The organism is Pseudomonas bohemica (assembly GCF_002934685.1).
Taxonomy (GTDB): Bacteria; Pseudomonadota; Gammaproteobacteria; order Pseudomonadales; family Pseudomonadaceae; genus Aquipseudomonas; species Aquipseudomonas bohemica.
Genome location: NZ_NKHL01000062.1, coordinates 1 through 22,473 on the forward strand (window position 1 = coordinate 1; position 22,473 = coordinate 22,473).

The 22,473-nt window shown below is 60.8% G+C and carries 17 protein-coding genes; 10 read left to right on the plus strand and 7 right to left on the minus strand.

The window, feature by feature from the left end; genetic code table 11:
* Positions 1 to 316: 316 nt before the first annotated feature.
* Positions 317 to 529 carry a DUF6124 family protein gene (locus CE491_RS01365; RefSeq protein ID WP_110946582.1) on the plus strand — a complete coding sequence of 71 codons (213 nt, stop codon included), beginning with the start codon at positions 317 to 319 and terminating at the stop codon, positions 527 to 529.
* A 508-nt stretch (positions 530 to 1,037) separates the two neighbouring features.
* Positions 1,038 to 1,688, plus strand: a complete 651-nt coding sequence (locus CE491_RS30115; RefSeq protein ID WP_199884938.1) for a hypothetical protein — start codon at positions 1,038 to 1,040, stop codon at positions 1,686 to 1,688.
* A 174-nt stretch (positions 1,689 to 1,862) separates the two neighbouring features.
* Here CE491_RS30115 and CE491_RS01370 read toward each other — a convergent pair whose 3' ends face one another.
* From CE491_RS01370 to CE491_RS01380, 3 genes are all read right to left on the minus strand, one after another.
* Positions 1,863 to 2,756 carry a PA4780 family RIO1-like protein kinase gene (locus CE491_RS01370; protein ID WP_110946583.1) on the minus strand — a complete coding sequence of 298 codons (894 nt, stop codon included), beginning with the start codon at positions 2,754 to 2,756 and terminating at the stop codon, positions 1,863 to 1,865.
* 412 nt (positions 2,757 to 3,168) lie between these two features.
* Positions 3,169 to 3,975 (minus strand): AraC family transcriptional regulator, encoded by an 807-nt coding sequence (locus tag CE491_RS01375; RefSeq protein ID WP_110946584.1) that lies wholly within the window; start codon positions 3,973 to 3,975, stop codon positions 3,169 to 3,171.
* Positions 3,976 to 4,149: 174 nt separating this feature from the next.
* Positions 4,150 to 5,427: an acetyl-CoA C-acetyltransferase gene (locus tag CE491_RS01380; protein ID WP_110946585.1), complete on the minus strand. Its 1,278-nt coding sequence runs from the start codon at positions 5,425 to 5,427 to the stop codon at positions 4,150 to 4,152.
* Positions 5,428 to 5,530: 103 nt separating this feature from the next.
* On the opposite strand from CE491_RS01380, the gene CE491_RS01385 reads away from it, so the two are divergent.
* The 6 genes from CE491_RS01385 to CE491_RS01410 all read left to right on the plus strand — a co-directional run bounded on the left by CE491_RS01385 (position 5,531) and on the right by CE491_RS01410 (position 10,262).
* Positions 5,531 to 6,886, plus strand: coding sequence for a 3-oxoacyl-ACP reductase (locus CE491_RS01385; protein WP_110946586.1), 1,356 nt, complete (start codon positions 5,531 to 5,533; stop codon positions 6,884 to 6,886).
* A gap of 46 nt (positions 6,887 to 6,932) precedes the next feature.
* Positions 6,933 to 7,790 (plus strand): MaoC family dehydratase, encoded by an 858-nt coding sequence (locus CE491_RS01390; protein WP_110946587.1) that lies wholly within the window; start codon positions 6,933 to 6,935, stop codon positions 7,788 to 7,790.
* A 179-nt stretch (positions 7,791 to 7,969) separates the two neighbouring features.
* On the plus strand, positions 7,970 to 8,275 hold the full coding sequence (locus tag CE491_RS01395) for a nucleotide pyrophosphohydrolase (RefSeq protein WP_110946588.1): 306 nt from the start codon (positions 7,970 to 7,972) through the stop codon (positions 8,273 to 8,275).
* Positions 8,272 to 9,021, plus strand: a complete 750-nt coding sequence (locus CE491_RS01400; protein WP_110946589.1) for a methyltransferase domain-containing protein — start codon at positions 8,272 to 8,274, stop codon at positions 9,019 to 9,021. Before CE491_RS01395 ends, CE491_RS01400 begins: the two co-directional genes overlap by 4 nt.
* A gap of 19 nt (positions 9,022 to 9,040) precedes the next feature.
* Positions 9,041 to 9,664: a DUF4136 domain-containing protein gene (locus CE491_RS01405; RefSeq protein ID WP_110946590.1), complete on the plus strand. Its 624-nt coding sequence runs from the start codon at positions 9,041 to 9,043 to the stop codon at positions 9,662 to 9,664.
* A 31-nt stretch (positions 9,665 to 9,695) separates the two neighbouring features.
* Complete coding sequence (locus CE491_RS01410) at positions 9,696 to 10,262, plus strand: DUF4136 domain-containing protein (protein WP_110946591.1); 567 nt, start codon at positions 9,696 to 9,698, stop codon at positions 10,260 to 10,262.
* A 1-nt stretch (position 10,263) separates the two neighbouring features.
* Here CE491_RS01410 and pbpC read toward each other — a convergent pair whose 3' ends face one another.
* Positions 10,264 to 12,747, minus strand: a complete 2,484-nt coding sequence (gene pbpC, locus CE491_RS01415) for a peptidoglycan glycosyltransferase PbpC (RefSeq protein WP_110946592.1) — start codon at positions 12,745 to 12,747, stop codon at positions 10,264 to 10,266.
* 98 nt (positions 12,748 to 12,845) lie between these two features.
* Here pbpC and CE491_RS01420 point away from each other — a divergent pair, with 98 nt between their 5' ends.
* The gene (locus tag CE491_RS01420; RefSeq protein ID WP_110946593.1) at positions 12,846 to 13,139 is read left to right on the plus strand and encodes a hypothetical protein; all 294 of its coding nucleotides are present in this window, start codon (positions 12,846 to 12,848) and stop codon (positions 13,137 to 13,139) included.
* 291 nt (positions 13,140 to 13,430) lie between these two features.
* Here the strand turns inward: CE491_RS01420 and CE491_RS01425 are convergent, their stop codons facing one another.
* Positions 13,431 to 18,350, minus strand: a complete 4,920-nt coding sequence (locus tag CE491_RS01425; RefSeq protein ID WP_110946594.1) for an alpha-2-macroglobulin family protein — start codon at positions 18,348 to 18,350, stop codon at positions 13,431 to 13,433.
* A 308-nt stretch (positions 18,351 to 18,658) separates the two neighbouring features.
* Here CE491_RS01425 and CE491_RS01430 point away from each other — a divergent pair, with 308 nt between their 5' ends.
* Complete coding sequence (locus CE491_RS01430; RefSeq protein ID WP_110946595.1) at positions 18,659 to 19,996, plus strand: MATE family efflux transporter; 1,338 nt, start codon at positions 18,659 to 18,661, stop codon at positions 19,994 to 19,996.
* Positions 19,997 to 20,078: 82 nt separating this feature from the next.
* On the opposite strand, the gene CE491_RS01435 is transcribed toward CE491_RS01430, so the two are convergent.
* Both CE491_RS01435 and CE491_RS01440 read right to left on the minus strand, forming a co-directional pair.
* On the minus strand, positions 20,079 to 20,951 hold the full coding sequence (locus CE491_RS01435; RefSeq protein ID WP_110946596.1) for an alpha/beta hydrolase: 873 nt from the start codon (positions 20,949 to 20,951) through the stop codon (positions 20,079 to 20,081).
* A gap of 67 nt (positions 20,952 to 21,018) precedes the next feature.
* A complete protein-coding gene (locus tag CE491_RS01440; RefSeq protein WP_110946597.1) occupies positions 21,019 to 22,239 on the minus strand; it encodes a contractile injection system protein, VgrG/Pvc8 family in 1,221 nt (406 codons plus the stop codon).
* Positions 22,240 to 22,473 lie beyond the last annotated feature (234 nt).

Genomic DNA, 22,473 nt, shown 5'->3' on the forward strand with positions numbered 1-22,473 from the left:
CAAGAGCTACGCAGCCATGGTCACGCTGGCCTGCAGCCTACGTTGTATGCGGCAATACTTTTCGTACAAAACCTAGAAACTCCTACCCGCTTGTGCTCTGTGATTTCGGTCTCTAGGCTGCGTCGGTCGCTGAATGTCAGCGGCCGGGTTTAGCAGCCTGACTAAGTAGTAGTTGCCTCCTTTATGGTGGCTTTGCGCGGGGCACCTTAGGGTGCGCCGGGTTGCTCCTTACCGGTCTGCTAACCCGTGTCAAAGCCGCCACCCTCTTTCGTTTAGCAGCGAAGGCGTGGGTGGTTCACTCTATAAGGAGATTCAAATGGTTAAAATCACCCCCGACCCACCAGAAAAATCCCTCGAAGATTCCCTGTCCCAGGTCTCCGGCCTGTTGCGCTGTGCAACGGCAACTGCCTGTGAAAGCGCCGAAAACCAGACCGGCGTCAAACGCGACCTTGCCTTCTCCGTCGTGCATTTGATCGACATGGCACGCGCCATCGTTGACTGGTCGCTGGATCAATTGGACGCTCGCTGACCCAGCGCACATTCTGCAGGAGTGGTTTGTCCCGCTCCGCTCCTGCGCGCCATACACAAACGTGCAATGCACTCACGTCTGCCATAGCCAGGTGGATGAAGACATTGCGCAGTGAACTCATGAGTAACACTTGCCCGGCACATCCTTTCCCAGCATGATCAAGAACGTTTCGCGATAAAAACGATTGATTCCAATCATTAAACTACAGCTCATTGATTGCGCAAGTCTTTGTGCTCCTACTCCAATACTGCAACTGTCATTTTTGACAGTAGACGCTATTAAAAAGCGCGCTTACGCTGTGAGGCAGTATTCAAAACATTAAAAGCAGTTACGCTTTAGCCGCGCTAATCAAAGGGGGATAAGGTATGGACAGGGATGTTGAAAAAGACTTTGCTAGCGTGCCAATTAATTCTGTTAACGCCAACGGTGTGGGTATATACGACAACGACGTCACCCGTATCCGCTGGGAATAAGATAGCTATTCACAAGACACGCATGGAGAAGCACCATGAACGGTTCCAACAAGCTGGCCAGTATTCCAACCACCATCGAGCTTCTGATAGATGGACAGTCCCGGATTGTGCAGGTTGATGAAAATGGACATTGGGAAACTTCGGTTGATGATTTGTCCCTGGCGAGACATACGTTAGTCGCGAAATCTGGAGCGGTTCAATCTTCACCTTATTCATTCGTTGTCGAGAAACCTGGACCGATCAGTGAGGACTGGAGTAACCTGGATACAGATATTTTCCTCAGCCAAGGTGAGTCATACACATCCCCGCATACCGGACTAAAAGTAACAGCGCTTTATGTCGCGCCCGGACAAGTAGGACTCAATCGTCCACACATTTCAGCAAATAGACTTTATTCAGGCTCTCAACAGCACATAGAATGCTTATTTCCACAACCCGTAACAAGCATCAGTCTCATTGTTTTTATTCATAAAGGTTCATACGGCATCGGAGCCGGATCAGAGGTCATTTTCTACAATGGTTCCCAGATCCTTCAGACTAAACCGCTTACGGTTTCATTGTCCCATTATACGATCACATACGACCTTACTTCACCCTGCACCCGATTCGCGTACCGAGTTCTATCAGGCAATTCTATCGGAGCAGCAGCCGTAGAAATAAACTCAATTTCCTGGCTGCCTGTCTGATAGGATAAGCATGGTTATTCAATAGCCCACCGTCTCAGTTCAACATTTAAAAACCTGCATTTCACTGTCCGAAAAAACTGCTGTAAAAATCCAAGAAAGTGCATTAGCACGTATGAGGTTTTAGTAAAATCACTTATTAAAAACCCGGCAAAAGCCGGGTCGGTGTTTATATCCTTATTGCATCCACGGTGGAGGCGGTTCTTCGGTTTTGCCCGGTGGGGCGTCGTCGGCAGTCTTGGCGGCTTGACGCCGGGCCTCATCGCGCTGTGCCGCTTCGATCTCGCGCAGCACGCTGTTCACGTCGGCGACGTCATCGGTGTCGGCAAACTCGCCGGTGAGGACGGTGGCGGGCGACAGGGTGCCAGCTTCGTAGTAGGCCCACATCTCTCTGGCGTAGCGGGTCTTCTTCAGCTCAGGCGCAAAGCGGCCGAAGTACGACGCCATGTTGCCCACATCGCGCTCGAGCATGCTGAACGCATGGTTGTTGCCTGCCGCGTCCACCGCTTGTGGCAGGTCGATGATGACCGGGCCGTCCGGGGACAGCAGTACGTTGAACTCGGAAAGATCACCGTGCACCAGACCGGTACACAGCATCAGCACGATCTGCTGAATGAGGAACGCGTGATACTCGCGCGCCTGATCGGGCTCCAGCGTGACGTCGTTCAGACGTGGCGCCGCATCGCCGTATTCATCGCAGACCATTTCCATCAGCAGCACGCCATCGAGAAAATCGTATGGCTTGGGCACCCTGACGCCAGCGCCTGCCAGACGGAACAAGGCCGCCACTTCGGCGTTCTGCCAGGCGTCCTCGGTTTCCTTGCGCCCGAACTTGGACCCTTTGGCCATGGCGCGAGCCTGACGGCTGTTGCGGACCTTGCGGCCCTCTTGATATTCGGCAGCCTGACGGAAACTGCGTTTATTGGCCTCCTTGTAAACCTTCGCGCAGCGCAGCTCTTTGCCACAGCGCACCACATAAACAGCTGCCTCTTTGCCGCTCATGAGCGGGCGCAGCACCTCGTCTACCAGACCGTCTTCGATCAGGGGTTCAATGCGTTTTGGAGTCTTCATCAGCTTTTATTCTGGGTCCTTCGTAGCCAAACACGCGATTGTTGCTCGTTATACGGCAATCCTCTGCCAGCGAGTAGGGGCATGTGGATTGAGTCATGGATTGTGTTGTGAACCATACGTTCCCTGAATTGAGCCAAGCACCTTTCATGCCGGGGCGCAGCATAGTGCAATCCCGGTGCTGAGGGACGCTCCAGCTGTGAGTGGATATATCGACCAACGGCCCGCCATCAGACAACGAAAGGCCGCGCGTCGACGCAAAAAAAGGCCTTTGTTTGAAGGCCCCTTCCATTACCGTAAATGATCGCGTCTTCGTTACCCGTCGTAGCGCAGGCCAACGTTCACGCCCCAGGGTTGTTCGCTGTTGCGACCTTTCATGCAGTCCCTGAGCTTGCGATGCGCAATGTTGGACAATCTATCCCCTGAACAACTCTCCCGGCGTAAACCCGAACAATCCCTTGAATGCGGCGATAAACGCCGAGGTTGAGTCGTAACCACAATTGAGGGCTGTGCGGGTCACGTTGTCGCCCTCCTCTAATGCGCTGAGCGAGGCCAGCAGCCTGGCCCTCTGCCGCCAGCCTCTGAAACTCAAACCAGTCTCCCGCTGGAGCAGGCGCATCAGGGTCTTTTCCGACATGTTCAGGCGTGCGGCCCAATCGGTCAGAGTGACCACTTGGCTCGGCTCTTCGACCAATTCGTTGCACAACGCCAGCAATCGCGGATGTCGTGGCAGGGGCAGGGAAAAGCCAACCTCTGGCAGGCTCGCCAGTTGATCGAGCAACACCTGAACCAGACGAGCTTCGTGGCTGTCGGGCTGGGGATAATCGGCCGGGAGCAGACAAAAGGTTTTGATCAGTTCGCGGGCCAGGGGGGTGACTTCCAGGACCCGACAGCGATCTGGCGCCCAGAGGCAATCCTGGGTGCGAACGTACAGACTGCGCATCTCGGCGCGGGTGGAGGTGACGACTTCGTGGTCGAGCCCGGCGGGAATCCACACACCCCACTGGGGTGGCGCGAAAAAGCTGCCTTGTTCCGTGTGCACCCCGAGGACGCCGCTGATAGCGTAGGAAAATTGCACCCAGTCATGACGATGGGTCGGCGTCCAGGAACCTGCGCTCAGGCTCTCTGCGCGGGCATAGAGCGGGCGCGGCAGTTCGGTGAGCGCCGGGATCAACCTTCGGGTGACGGGATTGCGGGAGGAGGATTGTCCGTTGATCGGCATGGGCGGGCCTTGTGTCGAGGTAAGGCAGTGTACGGCTCTGTTAACCGCATGACGAGATTTTGGGCCCGCGTGGAGTTCCTCATAGGATCAAGACCTCTGCGGCCCCTGACACATAGCCTTCGCGAGCAAGCTCACACCACAGTTGAACGGCGTGCGTGCTGATATGCACCGACCTCATCGTTCCAGAATCGCCGTTACGCCTTGCCCACCCGCTGCGCAGATCGAAATCAGCCCTCTTCCCTGTCCCGCCACACTCAGCAACTTGGCCAGGTTGGCGACGATACGTGCGCCGGTGGCCGCGAAGGGATGTCCGGCCGCCAGTGAGCTGCCATTGACGTTGAGTTTGCTGCGATCAATCGGGCCCAAAGGTGCGTCGAGGCCCAGGCGGGTCTTGCAGTATTCGGGATCTTCCCATGCCTTGAGCGTGCACAGCACCTGCGCGGCAAACGCCTCATGAATTTCGTAGTAGTCAAAGTCTTGAAGGGTCAGGCCATTACGGGCCAGCAGCCGGGGTACGGCGTATACCGGCGCCATCAGCAAGCCCTCTTCGCCGCTTACGAAATCCACCGCCGCCGCTTCGCCATCGCGCCAATACGCCAACACCGGCAGGCCGCGCTCCCTGGCCCACTCTTCGCTGGCCAGCAACACCAGAGAGGCGCCATCGGTCAGCGGCGTGGAATTGCCCGCCGTCAACGTCCCCTTCGCGCTGCGTTCATAGGCAGGCTTGAGCGAGGCGAGCTTTTCCAGGCTGGCATCGACACGCAGGTTGTTGTCTCGCGTCAGGCCGTTGAATGGCGTGAGCAGATCGTCCTGCCAGCCTGCTGCATAGGCCGCAGCCATCTTCTGATGACTCTCCAGCGCCAACTGATCCTGCGCGTCCCGTGGGATCTGCCAAGTCTGCGCCATCAGCTCGCAATGCTGGCCCATGGACAACCCCGTACGCGGCTCGCCGTTGCGCGGCAGTTCAGGCCTGAGATTGTGCGGACGCAGTTGGGTCAGCGCCTTGAGCTTGTCGCCGGTGCTTTTGCTGCGATTGACTTGCAACAGGATCTGCCGCAGGTCTTCATTCACCCCAATCGGCGCGTCGGAGGTGGTATCAACACCGCCCGCAATTGCGCATTCGATCTGGCCCAGCGCGATCTTGTTGGCCACCAGCAACGCAGCTTCCAGCCCGGTACCGCACGCTTGCTGAACATCGTACGCAGGCGTCTGTGGCGAGAGACGCGAACCCAATACACACTCGCGGGCCAGATTGAAATCCCGGGAATGCTTGAGCACAGCCCCCGCGACCACCTCGCCCATGCGCACGCCGTGCAGGTTGAAACGTTCGATCAGGCCTTCCAGGGCGGCAGTCAGCATGTCCTGATTACTGGCGGTGGCGTAGGCTCCGTTGGAACGGGCGAACGGAATTCGATTGCCTCCGACGATGGCTACGCGGCGTATCTGACTCATTGAAATCTCCCTTTCTTGTGTGAGCTGATCAGCCCAAGAGCGTAGGACTTATTAGCCGTTAGTGCGGTCCATTCTTTGAACCCCGACTCAAGGAGAGTGTTCCATGGCATCTGATCGCTACATTGACTTCGCCAACTCGGACATCGGTCGCCGGCTGGTAGGAGCTGTGGGGCTACCTGCGCCAGCGCGTCTGGAACGCTGGCAGGCGGGGCGTCTGCGCCCGGTCGAAGGAGCGTTGCTGTTAAGCACAGGGCCGTTGGCGGGGTTGGTCAGGGGTTTCGCGCCGCGCATGACCGATCTGCTGTTCGGCCTTGCTGGCGACGTCAGCGAAGCACACCCATGGACCGGCGACCAGGGCTCGAAGATCAAAGCCGTGGTATTCGACGCCAGCACTTTGGTGCACACCTCACAACTGGGGCAATTGCGCGAATTCTTCCAACCGGTGCTGCGCCATCTCGAACACAGCGCGCACATCGTGATTCTCGCCCGCGCACCTGACGCGTTGGCTGACCCATTGGCGTCCAGCACGCAGCAGGCCATTGAAGGCTTCAGCCGTTCGCTGGCCAAGGAGATGCGCAACGGCGGCACGGTTCAGCTGCTGCAAGTTGAAGAAGGCGCCGAAGATCAACTCGAAGGCGCGCTGCGATTCTTTCTTTCGCCGAAAAGCGCGTTCATTTCCGGGCAGGTGATTCGTCTGAGTGCCTGCGCGTCCCAGGTGCAGGACTGGAGTCGCCCGCTGGCCGGACGCAAGGCGCTGGTGACCGGCGCGGCGCGAGGAATTGGCGCTGCGATTGCCGAAACCCTAGCGCGAGATGGCGCACAGGTCGTATTGCTCGATGTGCCTCAGGCCAAGTCCGATCTGGATGCGTTGGCCGCGCGTCTTGGCGGCCAGTCGCTGGTGTTGGACATCTGCGCGCCGGATGCCGCTACCCAACTGATCGAACACATTCCCGGCGGCCTGGATATCGTGGTGCACAACGCTGGCATCACTCGCGACAAGACCCTGGCCAACATGACCGCTGATTTCTGGGATTCGGTGCTTGACGTCAACCTCAACGCGCCGCAAGTGCTGACCCAGGCATTGGTCGATGCGGGCGCGCTGCGCGACAACGGCAGCGTGATCCTGATGGCATCGATCAGCGGGCTGGCGGGCAACCGCGGGCAAACCAACTACACCACCAGTAAAGCTGGGCTGATCGGGCTGGCGAGGGCTTTGGCGCCCTCACTGAAACAGCGCGGCATCAGCATCAACGCCGTCGCTCCGGGCTTTATCGAGACCAGCATGACGGCCCATATGCCGTTCGCGCTGCGCGAGGGTGGTCGTCGCATGAGTTCGCTGGGCCAGGGCGGTTTGCCGCAGGATGTGGCCGAGGCGGTGGCGTGGTTGAGTCAGCCGGGCAGCGGATCGGTCAGCGGGCAGGTGCTCCGAGTTTGCGGGCAAAGCGTTATCGGCGCCTGAGTTCAGAGACTGCGCGGAACATGAGGATAAGAACGGGAGAAGCTCGATGAGTGCACACTGGCGCTATCTGGACACCCCACCCGCGTTGCCGGGTCTGTTCATGCAGGCGGCGTTGCGGCGCAAGGTCAGCGGCACGCAATTGCCCGCTCAAGGCTTGCGCTGCTGGGTGTCGGTGGACCCGGACAAGGTCAACGCCTTCGCCAAGATCTGCGGATTTATCCCCGGTAGCCTGCTGCCGCCGACTTATCCACATGTCCTGGCGTTTCCGCTGCAGATGAAGCTGCTGACTGACAAGGATTTCCCATTCCCGCTGCTGGGTCTGGTTCATGTGCAGAACCGAATCAGCATTCGCCGGCCGCTGGGCAGCGTGATCAAGGCGCAAGTCAGCGTACGTGTGGCAGATCTGCGACCTCACGCCAAGGGCGCGACATTCAGCCTGATCACACAGTTCGAGGACGCGCTGGGCCTGCTCTGGGAAGAGCACAGCACCATGCTCTGCCGTGGCGTGAAGATCGAGGGTGAGGTCGATGGCGCTTACGAACCGGCACCGTTACCGATGACTGAAGTGGCAACCTGGTATGCGCCTTCCGATATCGGGCGGCAGTACGCCAAAGTCAGCGGCGACTACAATCCCATTCACCTGAGCGCCAGCAGCGCCAAGCTGTTCGGCTTCCCCACCGCCATCGCCCATGGCCTGTGGATCAAAAGCCGGAGCCTGGCCGCGCTGGATGATCATTTGCCAGCATCGAACGTGGATATCTCGGTGGAGTTTCAGAAGCCTGTGCGACTGCCAAGCGAGGTGACCCTGTCTGCCAGTGCAGCGGGGTCCCACGGGCAGTTGAAGGTCGAGGGGCGGGAAGGGATCGTGCACATGATCGGGACGTGGCAGCCGGCGTCGGAGTGAAGGGCTTACGCGCTTACCCGCGACTGCAATCGATCAGCCGCTGGCAAGGTGTCTGACATACTGCCGTCGCGGGCAAGCGCGTTCCTGCCAGCATTCGCGCCGGGTGAGAAAAATGCGTGACGGCCCCTTGCTTCAACGCTCTACTCCCCTGAAGCTACGCACCTTCAGGAGACCCGCCCATGAACCTCGACGAACTCACCCAACGCCTGCATCGCATCCGCGATAACAACGACTGGCGGCAATTTCACAGCCCGAAGAACCTGGCCATGGCCGCCAGCGTGGAAATGGCCGAGCTGGTGGAAATCTTCCAGTGGAAGACCGAGGATCAGTCGCGTCAGTTGCCAGCCGATGAACTGGCCCATGCTGGTCAGGAAGTGGGTGACATCGTGCTATATCTGCTGCTGATGTGCAGCGAACTGGGGCTGGATATGGACCAAGTGGTACGCGCGAAACTGGCCGACAGCGAGCGGCGGTTCAGCAAATGAGTGATCGTCATTTCGATCAGTTGGCGACGCGCTTCGCCGAGAAGATCTATGGCGGCGCCAAAGGTGCGATTCGCTTGGCAGTGCTGCAGGCCGATCTGAAGGAAGCCTTGCCGGATCGCCCGCTGCGCGTACTGGATATCGGTGCGGGTCTGGGCCATATGTCGTTGTGGCTGGCCGAACGCGGACACGAGATGACGCTGGCCGAACCCGCCGAACCGATGCTCGAAGGCGCCCGCCAGCGTTTCGCCGAGGCCGGGCGCTCGGCGACCTTCATTCAAGCGCCCTGGCAGGAGCTTCTCGGGCACGTCAACGAACCTTACGATCTGGTGCTCTGCCACGCAGTGCTGGAATGGCTCGCCGAGCCCCATGCCATCCTCCCCGTGCTGCATCGACTGACCAAGACCGATGGCTGGTTGTCACTGGTTTTTTATAACCGCGATGCATTGATTTATCGCAATCTGCTCAAAGGCCATTTCCGCAAGATGCGCCGAAATACCATGGCCGGCGAAAAACAGAGCCTGACCCCGCAACAACCGCTTGATCCGCGCGAATTAGCGGCGCAACTTGAGGGCCTGTGGCGAGTCGAAACCCAGAGTGGCGTTCGGGTGTTCCACGATTACATGCCGGTCGAGTTCCAGGCGAAAGCCGAACTCGCGGACTTGCTGGAAATGGAGCTTGCGCATCGACGCCACCCGAGTTTCGCCGGACTGGGACGTTATCTGCACTGGATGTGCCGACCTGTTTGAGGTTTTTGCGGAGACCATCATGAAACGCCGTCTCGCTTTGCTTCCCCTCTGCCTGGGCCTCGCTGCCTGCCAGAGCCCCAACCCCTACACCGCCGTTTCCGCCGCAATCCCGCCTGCCCCGCCGCAGGCCGCCAACACGATCGATATGAGCGCCTACCCGGCAGCGCCGCGGGATTTCGGGCGCTATCGCAACTGGACTTGGCTCAACGGCCAGTTGCCGCCCGGCTCGCAGTGGGCGGACTCGGCGCAAGTCGCTGAAGCGGTGAGTAACGGGCTGGATCAGCGCGGTTTGCGGCCATCGCAAAATCCTCAGTCGGCGGACCTGCGCGTAGCCGCCGACACGCGGATGGAAACCCGACTGCGCCAAGTGCGCGAGGATTATTACGATCCGTACTATGGCGGCGCCGGAGTGGGGTACTACAACGGCTATCGCAATGGCTACGGCGGTTACGCCAGCGTACCGGTTGTGCGGACTTATCAAGAGCAAGTTGTCGTGGTGCGCATCAGCCTGTTCGATGCCCGCAGCGGCCAACCCGTGTGGAGCGCCAGTGCCGAAACCGGCAGCGGCGGCGATCAGTCGGATCGCGCCACAGCGTTGCGACAGGCCGTGCAGCACGCTTTGACCGCCTACCCACCTTCGTAGCCCTCCCCTGCGTTATCTTTGGAGAACCATCATGTTGCGCTGTATCGCTGTCGTGTGTGTTGCCCTGCTGCTCGCTGCGTGCCAGACCGATCGGGTCAATCGTGACTTCGACGCCCAGCGCGACTTCGGCGGGTACAGAACCTGGGCCTGGAAAGAACCGGGCCTGCAATATCAGCCCAATGATCCGCGGATCAAGAGCGACCTGACCGAGCAACGGATTCGCCAGTCGGTCAGCGAACAACTCGACCAGCGCGGCCTGCGCATGGCCGCGCCGGGGGCCAAGGCTGACGTGCAGGTACAGGCCTGGCTGATCGTCGAGAATCGTCAGCAGATGGTCACCACCAATTACGGCGGCGGCGGTTATTGGGGCAATCCTTGGGGCGGCTACTGGGGCGGCCCGATGGGCACCGAGACGCGCAATGTCGATTACAAGGTGTCGACCCTGCAGATCGACATGCTCGACGGCAAGGACGGCAAACTGGTGTGGCGCGGCAGTACCGAGCAAGTCTTGAACGACAGCAATGCAAATCCTGCGGCACGGGAGCTGGCGTTGCGTCAGACGGTGCAGAAAATCCTGCAGCAGTATCCGCCGCATTGACCTAGTCGATCACACTGAACTCCACCCGCGCGGTCTGTCCGCTCTCGTCGAGCACGCTCAGCTGATAGCGACCCAGGCGGCTGAAGGTGTGGGTGTAGCTGTCCTGATTGGCCGTGTCGCCGACCGGCGCGCCGTCGATGAACCACCAGCGCCGGCCATTGCCGCCCAGTGCTGAAAGTTTGAGGCGCAGTTGCTGCTGACTGCCCGTCGGCAAGCGCAGTTGATCACCCTCACGTACGCCCACGATCGATATCGGTGCCGCCAGGCTCAGGCCCTGAGGCGGGCAAGCGGGGTCGATGGCAGGCAAGCGTGCGTCGCGACGTTCACTTTTAGGCAACCAAGGCTCCAGCGGCGCGGGCCAGAGCGCGATATCGCGAGCCTGCGCCTGTGGACAACCGGCGCCGACACGCAGGCCCTTGTCGTTGATCCAGACCTTCTCCAGCAGCCCCAAACCCAACGGCTGGTCGGGGGCCTGTAAGGTCGGCGGTGTGGTGCCATCGAGCGTCCATGCAAAGCGCTGACGTCGACAATTGGGATCGCTCTTGCTCATGGTTTGCCCCAGTGGCCAACAGATCGCCGCGACACCCACGTTCAGCGGCACCGGGGATACGGGCGGCAGAATGTTGCGCTGCGCATCGCGGCTCACCAGCAGGTCATGCACCTGCAACATCAGCGGCGCTGCCGAGGCCAGGCCGAATTGCCCCGGCACCGGCGTGCCGTCTGGCCGGCCGATCCATACGCCAATCAGAAATCGCGGCCCGATACCAATCGACCAGGCATCCCGAAAGCCATAGCTGGTGCCGGTTTTCCATGCCAACTGCGGCCGTTGCACCAGCTCCGCGTGAGGGTCCAGATCGGGTCTGGGCTGGCCGCTGAGAATGCGTCGAATGATCCACGCGGCCCCCGGCGACATCATTGGCCGGTCGCGCAGGCGATCCTCCGGCTGCAAGCGAACATCGGCACTGCGCCCACCCCGTGCGAACGCACTATAGCCGCCGACCAGGTCTTCCAGACGACTGCCAGCGCCGCCAAGGATCAGCGCCAGATTCGGCTCGGCCAAAGGCGGCAGGGTCAGCGGCACCCCGCCGTTACGCAGTTCGGCAGCGAAGCGCTTGGGGCCATAGGCCTCAAGCAATTGCACCGCAGGCAGGTTGAGCGACATCGACAGCGCGGAACTGGCCGCCACCGCGCCGTTGAAACCGGAGGAGAAGTTGCCCGGCCGATAATCGCCGTAACGCCGCGGCACGTCCTGCATCAGCGACTCGGAATGGATCAACCCGACATCCATCGCCTTGCCGTAGAGAAACGGCTTGAGGGTCGACCCCGGCGAGCGCAGCGCGCTGACCATATCGACATGGCCGAAGCGTTTGGCGTCGCCGATGTCCACGGAACCCACGTACGCGCGCACGGCCATGTTTTCGGCTTCCACCACCAGAATCGCCGCCGAGGTGCGCTCGGGCAAACGCGCCCGCCAGCCCAGCAAGAGGTCTTCGAGGCGGCGCTGCAACCCCGCGTCCAGTGTGGTGCGAATCAACGGTGGGCTGTTCGGTCTATTCAGGCGTCGAGCCAGCAGCGGCGCGAGGCTCGGCTCCTGACGCGGCGCCAACAACAGAGGTTCTTCCAGCGCTTCGTTCACCGCCTGCTGCGGCCACTCGCCGAAATCGGCCAGACGTCGGAGCACCTTGTCGCGGGCGGCCTGAGCGCGCTGTGGATGACGGTCAGGGCGCAGGCGACTCGGTGCCTGGGGCAGCACCGCGAGCAGCGCGGCGTCGGCGCGCGTGAGTTGCTGCGGCGACTTGCCCAGGTACGCCCAACTGGCCGCCGCGACGCCTTGCAGGGTTCCGCCGAACGGTGCGCGGTTAAGGTACAGGCCGAGGATGTCCTGTTTCGACAGGTGCCACTCCAGCTGCGCGGTACGCCAGAGCTGACGCAGCTTGCCAGGCAGGGTGCGCGAGTGAGGATCGAGCAACCGCGCGACCTGCATCGACAACGTGCTACCCCCGGATACCACATGCCCGCCGCTGAGGTTTTGCCAGGTCGCGCGAACCAGCGCCATCGGGTTCACCCCAGGATGCTGATAGAACCAGCGGTCTTCATAGGTCAGCAGCGCCTGGAGGTAATAGGGCGACACCTGATCGACCGTCACCGGATAACGCCACACGCCATCAGCATCGGCAAAGCGCCAGAGCGGCGTGCCGTCCTCGGCCAGTACTACGCGCGCCAGATCATCCTTGGGCAACGGCAGCGGCCAGATGCGGTCGGCGAGCCAGACCAGCACACAGAGCAAGATGAGACTGCCGCCAATCCATCGCAACCCACGTATTGTCTTACGCCACTGGCTTCGAGGGTTGTCGGGATCCTGTGGGAGCGAGCTTGCTCGCGAAGGCGTACTGTCAGGCGCCTTTGCCGTCACCGATCCACCGATTCGCGAGCAGGCTCGCTCCCACAGAATTCTCCAGCAAGCCACAAGAAATCCGCGTTTCATGCCAAAGAGCCTTTATGCTGCAGGGAACTCGCCCAGCCAATTGGTAGCCAAAGCGAACAATCCCTTTTCCGTTTCACACCCCTCATCAGGAAGCAGACATGCAGGTAGAAAGCGTTTTCGAATGGCTCGGCCAGGTAATCGGGGCCGTGATCCGCTTCGTCGTCGACGGGTTGAGCTGGTTGTTCAACATGTTCACTCATGCCGGTGGAAATTTCGTCGACGGATTGTCGCGTACGCTGGGGATGGACACTTCACTGATCAGCATCGCCGCCCTGATCATCGGCCTGATGCTGCTGTACGCGGCGATCCGAGCTTTCATGCGCGCCTCGATCATCATAGGGATCATCTGGCTGTTTCTGGGGTTGTGGTTGTTGAGCTGGATTATTCATTGATCGCCATTCGCGGTCCACGCTACAACCTGTAGCAGTGCGCTTGCCCGCTATTGCATTCTTCCAGGCGACATATTCGTCGCTGACAGATCGCAATCGCGGGCAAGCGCGCTCCTACAGTGCAATGTGTGCCGCCAATTCGCCCAACGCCGCCGTCTGTGTGGGAGACGTCGGAGGTTGCGACGGCACCGAAGGCGTCCGCCCCCGCCGCTTGATAGCGACTGATCCTCCCTATTCGCGGGACATGCCGCGCTCCTACGGATCGCGCTGCGTCAGGCGTTATCCCGGCACGTTTCACTTCTTCCCTTTCACCACCAACTGCGCAGGCGCGTCGCCCAGGGCCTGCCAGTTCGGCCGGTACATCGATTCCACCTGCGGCGCAGGCACGCGGTAGGTGCCAGGCGTCACGGCCCGTGCCAGGTACAGCAGGTGCACGGTGTTGAAGCCCTGCAGATCCACCGCCGCCACGTAACGATCCCCGCGGAATTCCTGATGCTTGAGCCCGGCGTTTTCCATCGACTCGCGCCACTGTTTCACCGACTCGCTGGCGTCCTCCAGGCTGGCCGCGCTTTGCGCCAGGTTCTGGTTTTCGATCTCAAGCCCGGCTGGCAGCAAATCCACCACCAGCGCATCTGGCACCCGCTCTTTGGATTTAACTTCCAGATGCACCAGCACCAGCTCGCCGCTCTTCAACGCGTTGAGGTTCAGCGCCTCGCCATCCATCCCCAGATACTCGCGACGAATCGCCAGGTTCTCGCCACCGGCCATTGGCGGCTGGGAGGGATATCCGGATATCGTCATCTGTTGATACAGCGTGCCGTCCCCGGTGTTCTGCACGGTCAGCGGCGAAGCCAGCACCGAACTGTCGAGCTTCACGCCCGGTTGATCGTTGCTCAGCTCACGATTGTTGCTGCCGCTGTTCAAAGTCGCCGTCCATTTGCCTTCCGGCTTGCCGAGCAGATCACGACCGGCGAGGAACAACGAGTTGCGTTCCTGAGTGGACAGATAACGGCTGGCCGCGACCTGATCGGACAGCGCGAACAGCCGCTCCTCGACCTTGTCCGACGCGAGCTTGTTCTCTTCCAGCAGCGACAGAATCAGCGCCTGATCGCGCAGCGGGCTGCCGTAATCGGCGAGCCAGTCGTTGGCCCTGCGGCCCGCCGCGAGCCCTGCCAGCAGCGCCTGATCGGCACGGGGTTTGTCGCCCATTTTTTCCAGCGCGATGGACAGCTGAACCAACGGCAACCCTGAGCGCGCATCGCTGCGCCGATCGAACAGACTGCGCAGCGCACCCAACGGCGCCTGCTGGCTACGCGACAACACCAGCCCCGCATAAGCCTGCACCGCAAAGCGGGTGTGGTCGGCATTTTCGCTGTAGTTGACCTCGATCTGATTACGCTCTTGCAGATAGCGCAGCAGCCGCTCGTTGGCTTTCTTCAGTGCATCCGGTGGCACGGCGAAACCCTGATCGCGGGCGCGCAGCAGGAAGTCGGTGACGTAAGCCGTCAGCCAGTACTCTTCCTCGCCATCGGCGCCCCACAAACCGAAGCTGCCGTTGTAGCGCTGCATGCCCAGCAGACGCTCGATGCCAATCTCGATCTTGCGTTTGCGCTCTGCATCGGACTCCCCCGCCAGGCCCAGTCGCTTGAGGGTCGCGGCATCGGCATACAGCGATGGGTACAACCCGCTGGTGGTTTGCTCCAGGCATCCGTAGGGGTAAGCCTTGAGGGCGCGAATCTGCTCGCCGAGGTTGAGTGGCGGACGGCTCGATACCGACAGCAGCGCCTCACGCCCAGCCGGCTCGAACGCGTCCAGCGCGCCTTCTGGCAAGCTCCACGGCTGATCCTTGAGCACGGCGCGATACTGCCGCAGCATCGCCGGATAAGCCGGACGCACGCCGATGGTCCACTCACGACTGAACGCCGGCAGGTTCTCGCCCGGCAGATCCAAGCCATTGACCGTGACCTTGATCACGCCCTGCCCAAAACCGCCCTGAGCTTTCACCGGAATCTGCAACGTGGTGCGCTGGCCTTGATTGAGGCTGACGGCTTTCGTAGCGTCACCTTCGGCCAGGCTCAGTTGCCCAAGCGCGGTGACCTGCACGTTGAGCTTCTGCGCCTTACCGGACAGGTTCGACAGGTCAAGCGCCACCTTGGTCTGGTCGCCACCGGCGAGGAAACGCGGCGCCGAGAGTTCGGCAATCAGCGGCGCAGCGACTACGGTTTTGGCTTCAGCCATGCCATAGCGCTCATCAGTCCAGGCCTGGGCCATGATCCGCAATTCGCCGTTGAAGTCAGGAATATCGACGCTGACTTCAGCATCGCCCTGTTCGTTCAGCGTCACCGGCGCGCTTTGCAGGGCGACGATGGTGACGCTGGTTTCCGGACGCTTGCCACCCTTGGCCAGCGCCGCATCACCGCCGAATGCCAGACTCGCCAGACGATTGCGCCCGGCTTCGATCAACTGACCGTAGATATCGAGTTGATCGGCGCCGTATTCCTTGCGCCCGAAGAGGCTGGCGAACGGATCCGGCGTAGCGTACTCGGTGATGTTGAGAATCCCCACGTCCACCGCCGCCACCAGCACATGCACGTTCTGCGCAATCGAGCCGTCGGCATTCTTCGCGTTGACCTTGAGTTTGAGCGGTTGCTTGGGACGCATCTTCTCAGGCGCCGTAACCGTCAGCGCCAGTTTGCGTTGCGAGCGATCCAGAGGCAGATGCAGCACGCCCACTGCGCGTTTCGGCGTGACGTTGGCCTTGCGCTCGCCCGGACGAATCACCAGCGCGCTGACGTACAGATCGTGCCGCGCCCACTTTTTGTCTACCGGGACGTCGAAAGTCTTGCCCTCGGCTGGGACGTCGATCTCCTGCCACCACAACGGACCTTCGCTGGATTCCACCAGCAAATACCCCTTGCCCGCAGCCGGCGGCGTGACCGTAACCTTGGCCGTGTCGCCATCGGCGTAGGCCGGTTTGTCCAGCGCCAGCTTGACCTGATCGGGACGCACGGCACCGCCTTCGGCGTTGTCCTGCCAGCGATAACCGGCCCAGAAACGCACGCTGCTGACGATGCCGGTGGCCGGGTCTTCGACCTCGACGCGATACGGACCCCACTCCACCGGGAAGCTGATCTTCGCCGTGGAGTCCTTCTTCACGCTGAGGGTTTCTTCGGAAAGGTTGAGGAATTTCTCGTTGTAGTGATAGCTCCAGCCGTCGCTGTCGGAGTAGTTCCAGTAGTAGTCGCGACGCTCGCGAATGAGCCGCACCTTGAGGTTGTCGGCCGCCAGTTTATGGCCCTGGGCATCAGCCATCAGCACTTCGAATTCGACCGGGCCATCGCCATCAGTGGCTTCACCGTCGAAAAGCCCACGCAAGCCGGGCATGGTTTCAGCGGGCCACACCGGTTGCGTCAACCGCCGGGTGATGGGCCGACCACCGGATTCTTGCAGGCTGGCTTGCAGCACCAGTTCCAGCGGCGAGCGCGCCTTGGCCCACTGGCTGTCGATGCTCAGGTCCAACTGGCCGTTGTCATCGAGTGTGCTGTCTTCGATTTCCAGGTCCTGCTTGAGGTCCTCTTCGGTCACCGAACCGAACTGATAACCCGGCAGCCCCGGCACCGCTTCACGCAGTGGGCGCACATAGAGCTGCCCGGTCAGGCGATTGCCCGATGCTGGCGCGCCGTAGAGGTAGCGGCCATTGATGGAAATATCGAACGGCGCATCGGGTGTCAGCGGCGTGTCGCTGCCCTTGAGTTCCAGAGCCATACGCTCCGGCAGGAAATCCTCGACCTGGAATTCATACAGCTGCGGCTTGCCGTCACCCAGGTCGAATACCAGTTGCCAGCGTCCGGTCGGGGCTTCGTCCGACAGCTGCAGTTGATACTGGTACAGACCGGTGGCGTCGGCGTCCCACACGAATTTGCGACTGACCTGATCATCCGGGCGGCGTACTTCCACGGTGATGGGCTGAGGTTTCACGCTCTTGCCGTCGTTGTCGCGCAGCAGCCCATTGAGCAGCACGACTTCGCCGGGGCGGTACAGATCACGCGGGCCGAAGATGAAGAACTGCAACGGGTGAGCCTGGGGACCGGTGATGTCGAACTCGGCCAGGTCCAGCGCCGCACTGTTCAGGCGCAGCATGCTGGTCTGTTCGCCTTGATGGGCCAGCAGCACGTCGGCCTTGGCCGGCAGTGGCAGTTCGGCGTGACCGGCATTGTCGGTCTTGCCCTGGCCGACCACGCGCCCCTTGTCGTCATACAGTTCAAGGTCAACGCCGTTCAGCGCCTTGTCACCTTCCAGGGCCTGAGTGAAGACGTCCAGGCGGTTGGAGTAGCGATGCGCTGAGAGGCCAATGTCGCTGAGGGTGAACAGCGTCGCAGGCTGCGAATAGTTATAGGTGCCGGAGGCGCGCATCACGGCCAGGTACACACCCGGCTGTTGCAGTTGCTTGAGCCCGGCAATCGGCAGCAGCACGGTTTCCCGGGTATTGCGCGCAGGGTTCAGGTCGAACCGGCCGCCATAGACCAGATCGGCCATCGGCAGCAGTTCCTTGGACTCATAGCTTTGCAGACTGGACGAGCCTTCCCATGAACTGAGGAACGCCGGCAGCGAGTCAGGCTTGATGCGGAAGAATTCGACATCGACCTTGTCGACGTTCAGCGCGATGACCGGCAGGCCCTCGGCCAGGCGGGTTGGCAACAGGCTGCCGCGACTGGCGAAACCCACAGTGGGCTGCAGGTCGGAGGTTTCCAGGCGCGCCGAATATTCCGCCGCCAGGGTGTTGTTGTTCACTGCCGCCAGGCCCGTATCGATGGTCAGCACCAGCTTGCGCTTGGGCTCCAGATGACGAAGGCGCAACTCCATGAGGTTGTCCGATAACTCCCACGCGCCATCGACCTTGCCGTTGACGCTGTCCACCAGATGCACTTTTTCGGCGAACTTCTGATCCGGGTTCAGCGGCACCGAGAAACTCAGCGACAGCGTGCTCGCGCCATCGAGCTGGATTTCCGAGACATCGACCACGCTCAACTCACGCCCGGCATAACGCTTGCTCAGCGCGGGAATGTCGACGGCGGGCTTGGGCTTGGCAGTGTCTACCGCTGCGGCTTGAGGCGCGGCAGGCTGCGGGGCAGGAGCAGGTTTGTCGGAGGTGGAGGAATCACAGGCACTAAGCAGTACCAGCGCGCAGGCCAGGAACAATCCTTTGTTAAGCATGAGGCACTCATTGGCGGCATTTGTTATGAGGAGCAGCAGTTATAGCACCGCGATGGAGATCGTAAAGCGCGGCGCGCAGATAGACCGTGGGTTTGTGCGTTTGTTCGCATGTTCCCCCGAGAGGGTAAAGTCGAAAACAAATCCTGTGGAAGTGAGCTTGCTCAAAGGCTGCCTTTCAAACGCATGAAAAATGCGGTGACTGCAAGGGCCTATTGGTGAGCAAGCTCACTCCCACCGTTGATCTGCGCACAGCCCGTCAAAACGCTACAATGCCGCCCCTTCTGTATGTCCGAACCCACCGAGCCCTCATGTCTCATTTTCTCAGCGACTGGCGCCAGCGCGTCACTCATCGGCGGGTGTGGGCGCTGGCTGCGCCGATGATTCTGTCTAACATCTCGGTGCCGCTGGTTGCACTGGTAGACAGTTCGGTCATCGGCCACCTGCCCCATGCCCATCAACTCGGCGCGGTAGCGGTCGGCGGGACGCTGTACAGCTTTCTCGCCTGGGCAATGAGCTTTCTGCGCATGGGCACCACCGGTTTCGCGGCCCAGGCGGCGGGGCGCCAGGACGGTACGGCGCTGCGTCAGGTGCTGTTGCAGGGGCTGTTGCTGGCGCTGACCTTTGCAGTGCTGCTGGGGTTGATCGGCCTGCCGTTCCAGCATCTGGCGCTGCAATTGATGCAGCCCTCCCCCGACCTCAACGACTTGACCCGGGATTTTTTCCACACCCGTCTGCTCGGTTTGCCCGCGGCACTGGCGAGCTACGCGCTGGTGGGCTGGTTTCTGGGGCTGCAGAACGCGCGGGCGCCGCTGGCGATTGTGCTGACCACCAACCTGGTGAACATCGCGCTCAATCTGTGGTTCGTCCTCGGGCTGGACTGGGGTGTGGTCGGCAGCGCCCGCGCATCGGTCATCGCTGAATGGATCGGCGCCTTGCTGGGCCTTGCGCTGACCCGCAGAGGCTTGCGCGACTATCCAGGACAATTGGTGCTGGTTGCGCTCAAACGCTGGCGAAGCTGGCGGCCATTGTTGGCGGTCAATCGGGATATTTTCATTCGCAGTCTGGTGCTGCAATCGGTGTTCTTCCTGATCACGGTGCAGGGTGCGCGGCTGGGCGATGCCACCGTAGCGGCCAACGCGCTGTTGCTCAACGGGCTACTGCTGACCGCCAACGCGCTGGATGGCCTGGCCCACGCGGTGGAAGCGCTGTGCGGACATGCCATCGGCGCACGAGACCGTGATGCCTTGCGCCGCTCGTTGAACGTCGCCACAGGCTGGTCACTGATCTGCAGCGTGGCATTCGCGATTTTCTTCCTGCTTGCTGGGCATTTGTTCATCGACTTGCAGACCGACATTGTCGAAGTTCGCGACATCGCCTTCGTTTACCTGCCTTATCTGGCGGTACTGCCGTTGGTGGCGGTCTGGAGCTATCTCATGGATGGCCTGTTCATCGGTGCTACCCGTGCACAGGAAATGCGCAATGCGATGGTGATGACGGCACTGATTACCGCGCCTTTCGCCTGGTTGGCCAGCGGGTTTGGCAATCACGGGCTGTGGGTAGTTTTTCTGCTGTTCATGGCGCTGCGGGCGTTGACCTTGGGGTTTATCGCGAGACGGTTGAATCGCAGCGGTGGATGGTTTCGGTAGCGGTGCGATGTTTGCCGCGAATGACGCAACTTCATGATGCCGCCGACGTCTCTCACAGATTTTTTCCGTGCGAGTATCGAATTTACCTAGGCACCGGATTGTGCGCATGAATGAAATCCACCACCTCATCCAGCACCGGCGCCAATCCGCGCATCGGGCGGGAGAAGGCGGCGACCAGTGTCGCGTGTCCCGGTTTGGCGTAGTACAGCTCACGCACTGACACCCCTTGCTCGCGCAGGCTTCTCGCCATGCCGCCGGTATTGCGCGTGGGATTGACGACGCTGTCGTCCTTCGCCGCGATCAACAACGCGGGCGGTGACGCAGCGCTGACGTGGTTGATGGGCTGGGAATCGGGCGGGGAGTTGGGAAAGAAGAACACCGGTTTCACTGCCGCGTTTTCGATCGGCAGAAAATCATAAGGCCCGGCCAGGCCGATCCAGCCGCTGAGCATCGATGGCTTCATGCCCACCGCTGCCAGCCATTTCGGGTCCAGCGCCAGCATCGCTGCGTTGTAACCTCCGGCACTGTGCCCCATCACATACAATTGGCTCGGATCACCGCTGTACCGACGAATGTGCTCGCGAGTCCAGCTCACCGCTCGCGCGCTGTCTTCGAGAAAGCCTTGATAGTGCACTTGTGGATACAGCCGATAATCGGCCAGCACCGCGACGATGCCACGGGACGCCAACGCCTCGCCGACAAAGCCGTAATCGCTGCGCGAGCCGCTGTTCCAGCTGCCACCGTAAAAGAACACCACCACCGGAGCATCCGTTGGCGCATCGATGGGGGTGTAGACGTCCAACCGATTACGCGGATCGTTGCCGTAGCTCAGGTCTGCGGTCTTGCTGAATGTGCCCTTCGGCGTGAAGGCATTGAGCACCTTCAGTGGCGAGCAGCCTACCAACAGGCCCAGCAACCCACCGGCAACAAGTATTCGAAGTGCAATCCTGATCATGGTCGCTCGCTTGGGCACGTGGCAATGGGGCCGGCAGGCGGCGGCGCTGCGCAATGGCCGTATGGCATTACGACTGTGGCCCACCGCTCGAATTCAGGGCATTTCTTTCGGCACTTTCGTTTTCGGCCTCGGCGATGGACGAAAGCATGATCCTCAAGCCGCTGAGGGAAATGCTTTTCGAATCGATGGTCACCAGACTGGTACCGACCCGAAAATGCATTTCGTCGTTCCCGGCCATACGCACGATCATCTGATCATTGATCGAAAACTCCTGCGATTCGTCCAGAAACAGCTCCTTGTCGATACGCGTCGTGAGTACTCGACGGGAAAGCGCTGTGGGATCAGGCTGCGTGCGGGGGTTGATGTCCGGGTCCCATAACCGATCGCTGATGTAGGGCAGGTTGGGATTGCCGTCCCGGAAATTCACCACCACCTCCATGCCGCCCCACCAGGATTGTTTGCGCTGCATGAGGGCCGGGTCGACGGGAATCCAGCAGTCGTTGAAGCGCGCACCGTCGCCCTGATTGCTCCATTCGAAGCGCACCTTGATCCGCCCTCTCACGTCCTGTTTGGCGGGCTCGAACAAACCGCCGACCACACAGGCCCGTTGCATGCACATCCTGGGCGCCAGGGGCGCAATCGAGGTTTTGAGCCGGGACACAGGCTCTGGTACCACGTCTTCAGGCTGTTCAAGGACCACGTCATTGGGCAGTTCGTCGGTGAACACCACGACGTGCCGGGTTCGCGTGTGCAGGAAGTAATAGTGCATCCCCTCCTCTTTGCACAGGCGCTGCACCAGTTGCAGATCGTTCTCGCAATACTGCGCGCAGTAGTCCCGTTCCTCGCAGGGTTGCTTGCGATGCCAGAAGAAGGCGCCGTCGTCGATGCCGTGTTCGCTGAGCACTTGAGTGATGATCTGTTCGGCGCTCATCCCCTGGAAGATGCGTTGATTGTGCCGATAGCCCATCAACCCGAGTCGGGGTCCGAGGGTGATGAGGTAGCGCATGGGCGTGCTCTGCGACAGGTTGCTCGTGGCAGGCTCGGTGGTACTGCGCACGATGCTCTGGATATGGCCGTGGATACCGGAGCTTGAGCCCCTTACATACAGATAACCGGCGCTGAACAACAATTCGTGAGCATCCAGGGCTCCGCTCGGGCTGAGGATCTCGAGCTGGAAGGTGTAGGGGCGATCGGCCGCTTCGCTCCCTTCGCAGTTCAGCACCTCGAATGAGCGCTTGGGACGGCTGGTGTCCAGACGCAGGTGCAGGGCGTTGTCGAACGGGTGCATGGCGTGGGTTTTCCTCGGCGGACAATTTCAGGCGGCCGGGATTCTGTAACAGAAGATGCGCGAAGTAGAGGGGGTAAATGCAGAACAGGAAACAGCCTACAGAAGTGGATAGAAGCCTTGGGAAAATCTGTAGGAGCGGGAAATTCTGGAGCGTTTTTATGTCATGACGCGTCCGTTCAATGGGCGCGCCAGCATCTGGAGCAGTACGGCTTGCCGGCGGTGGCGATTTTAAAA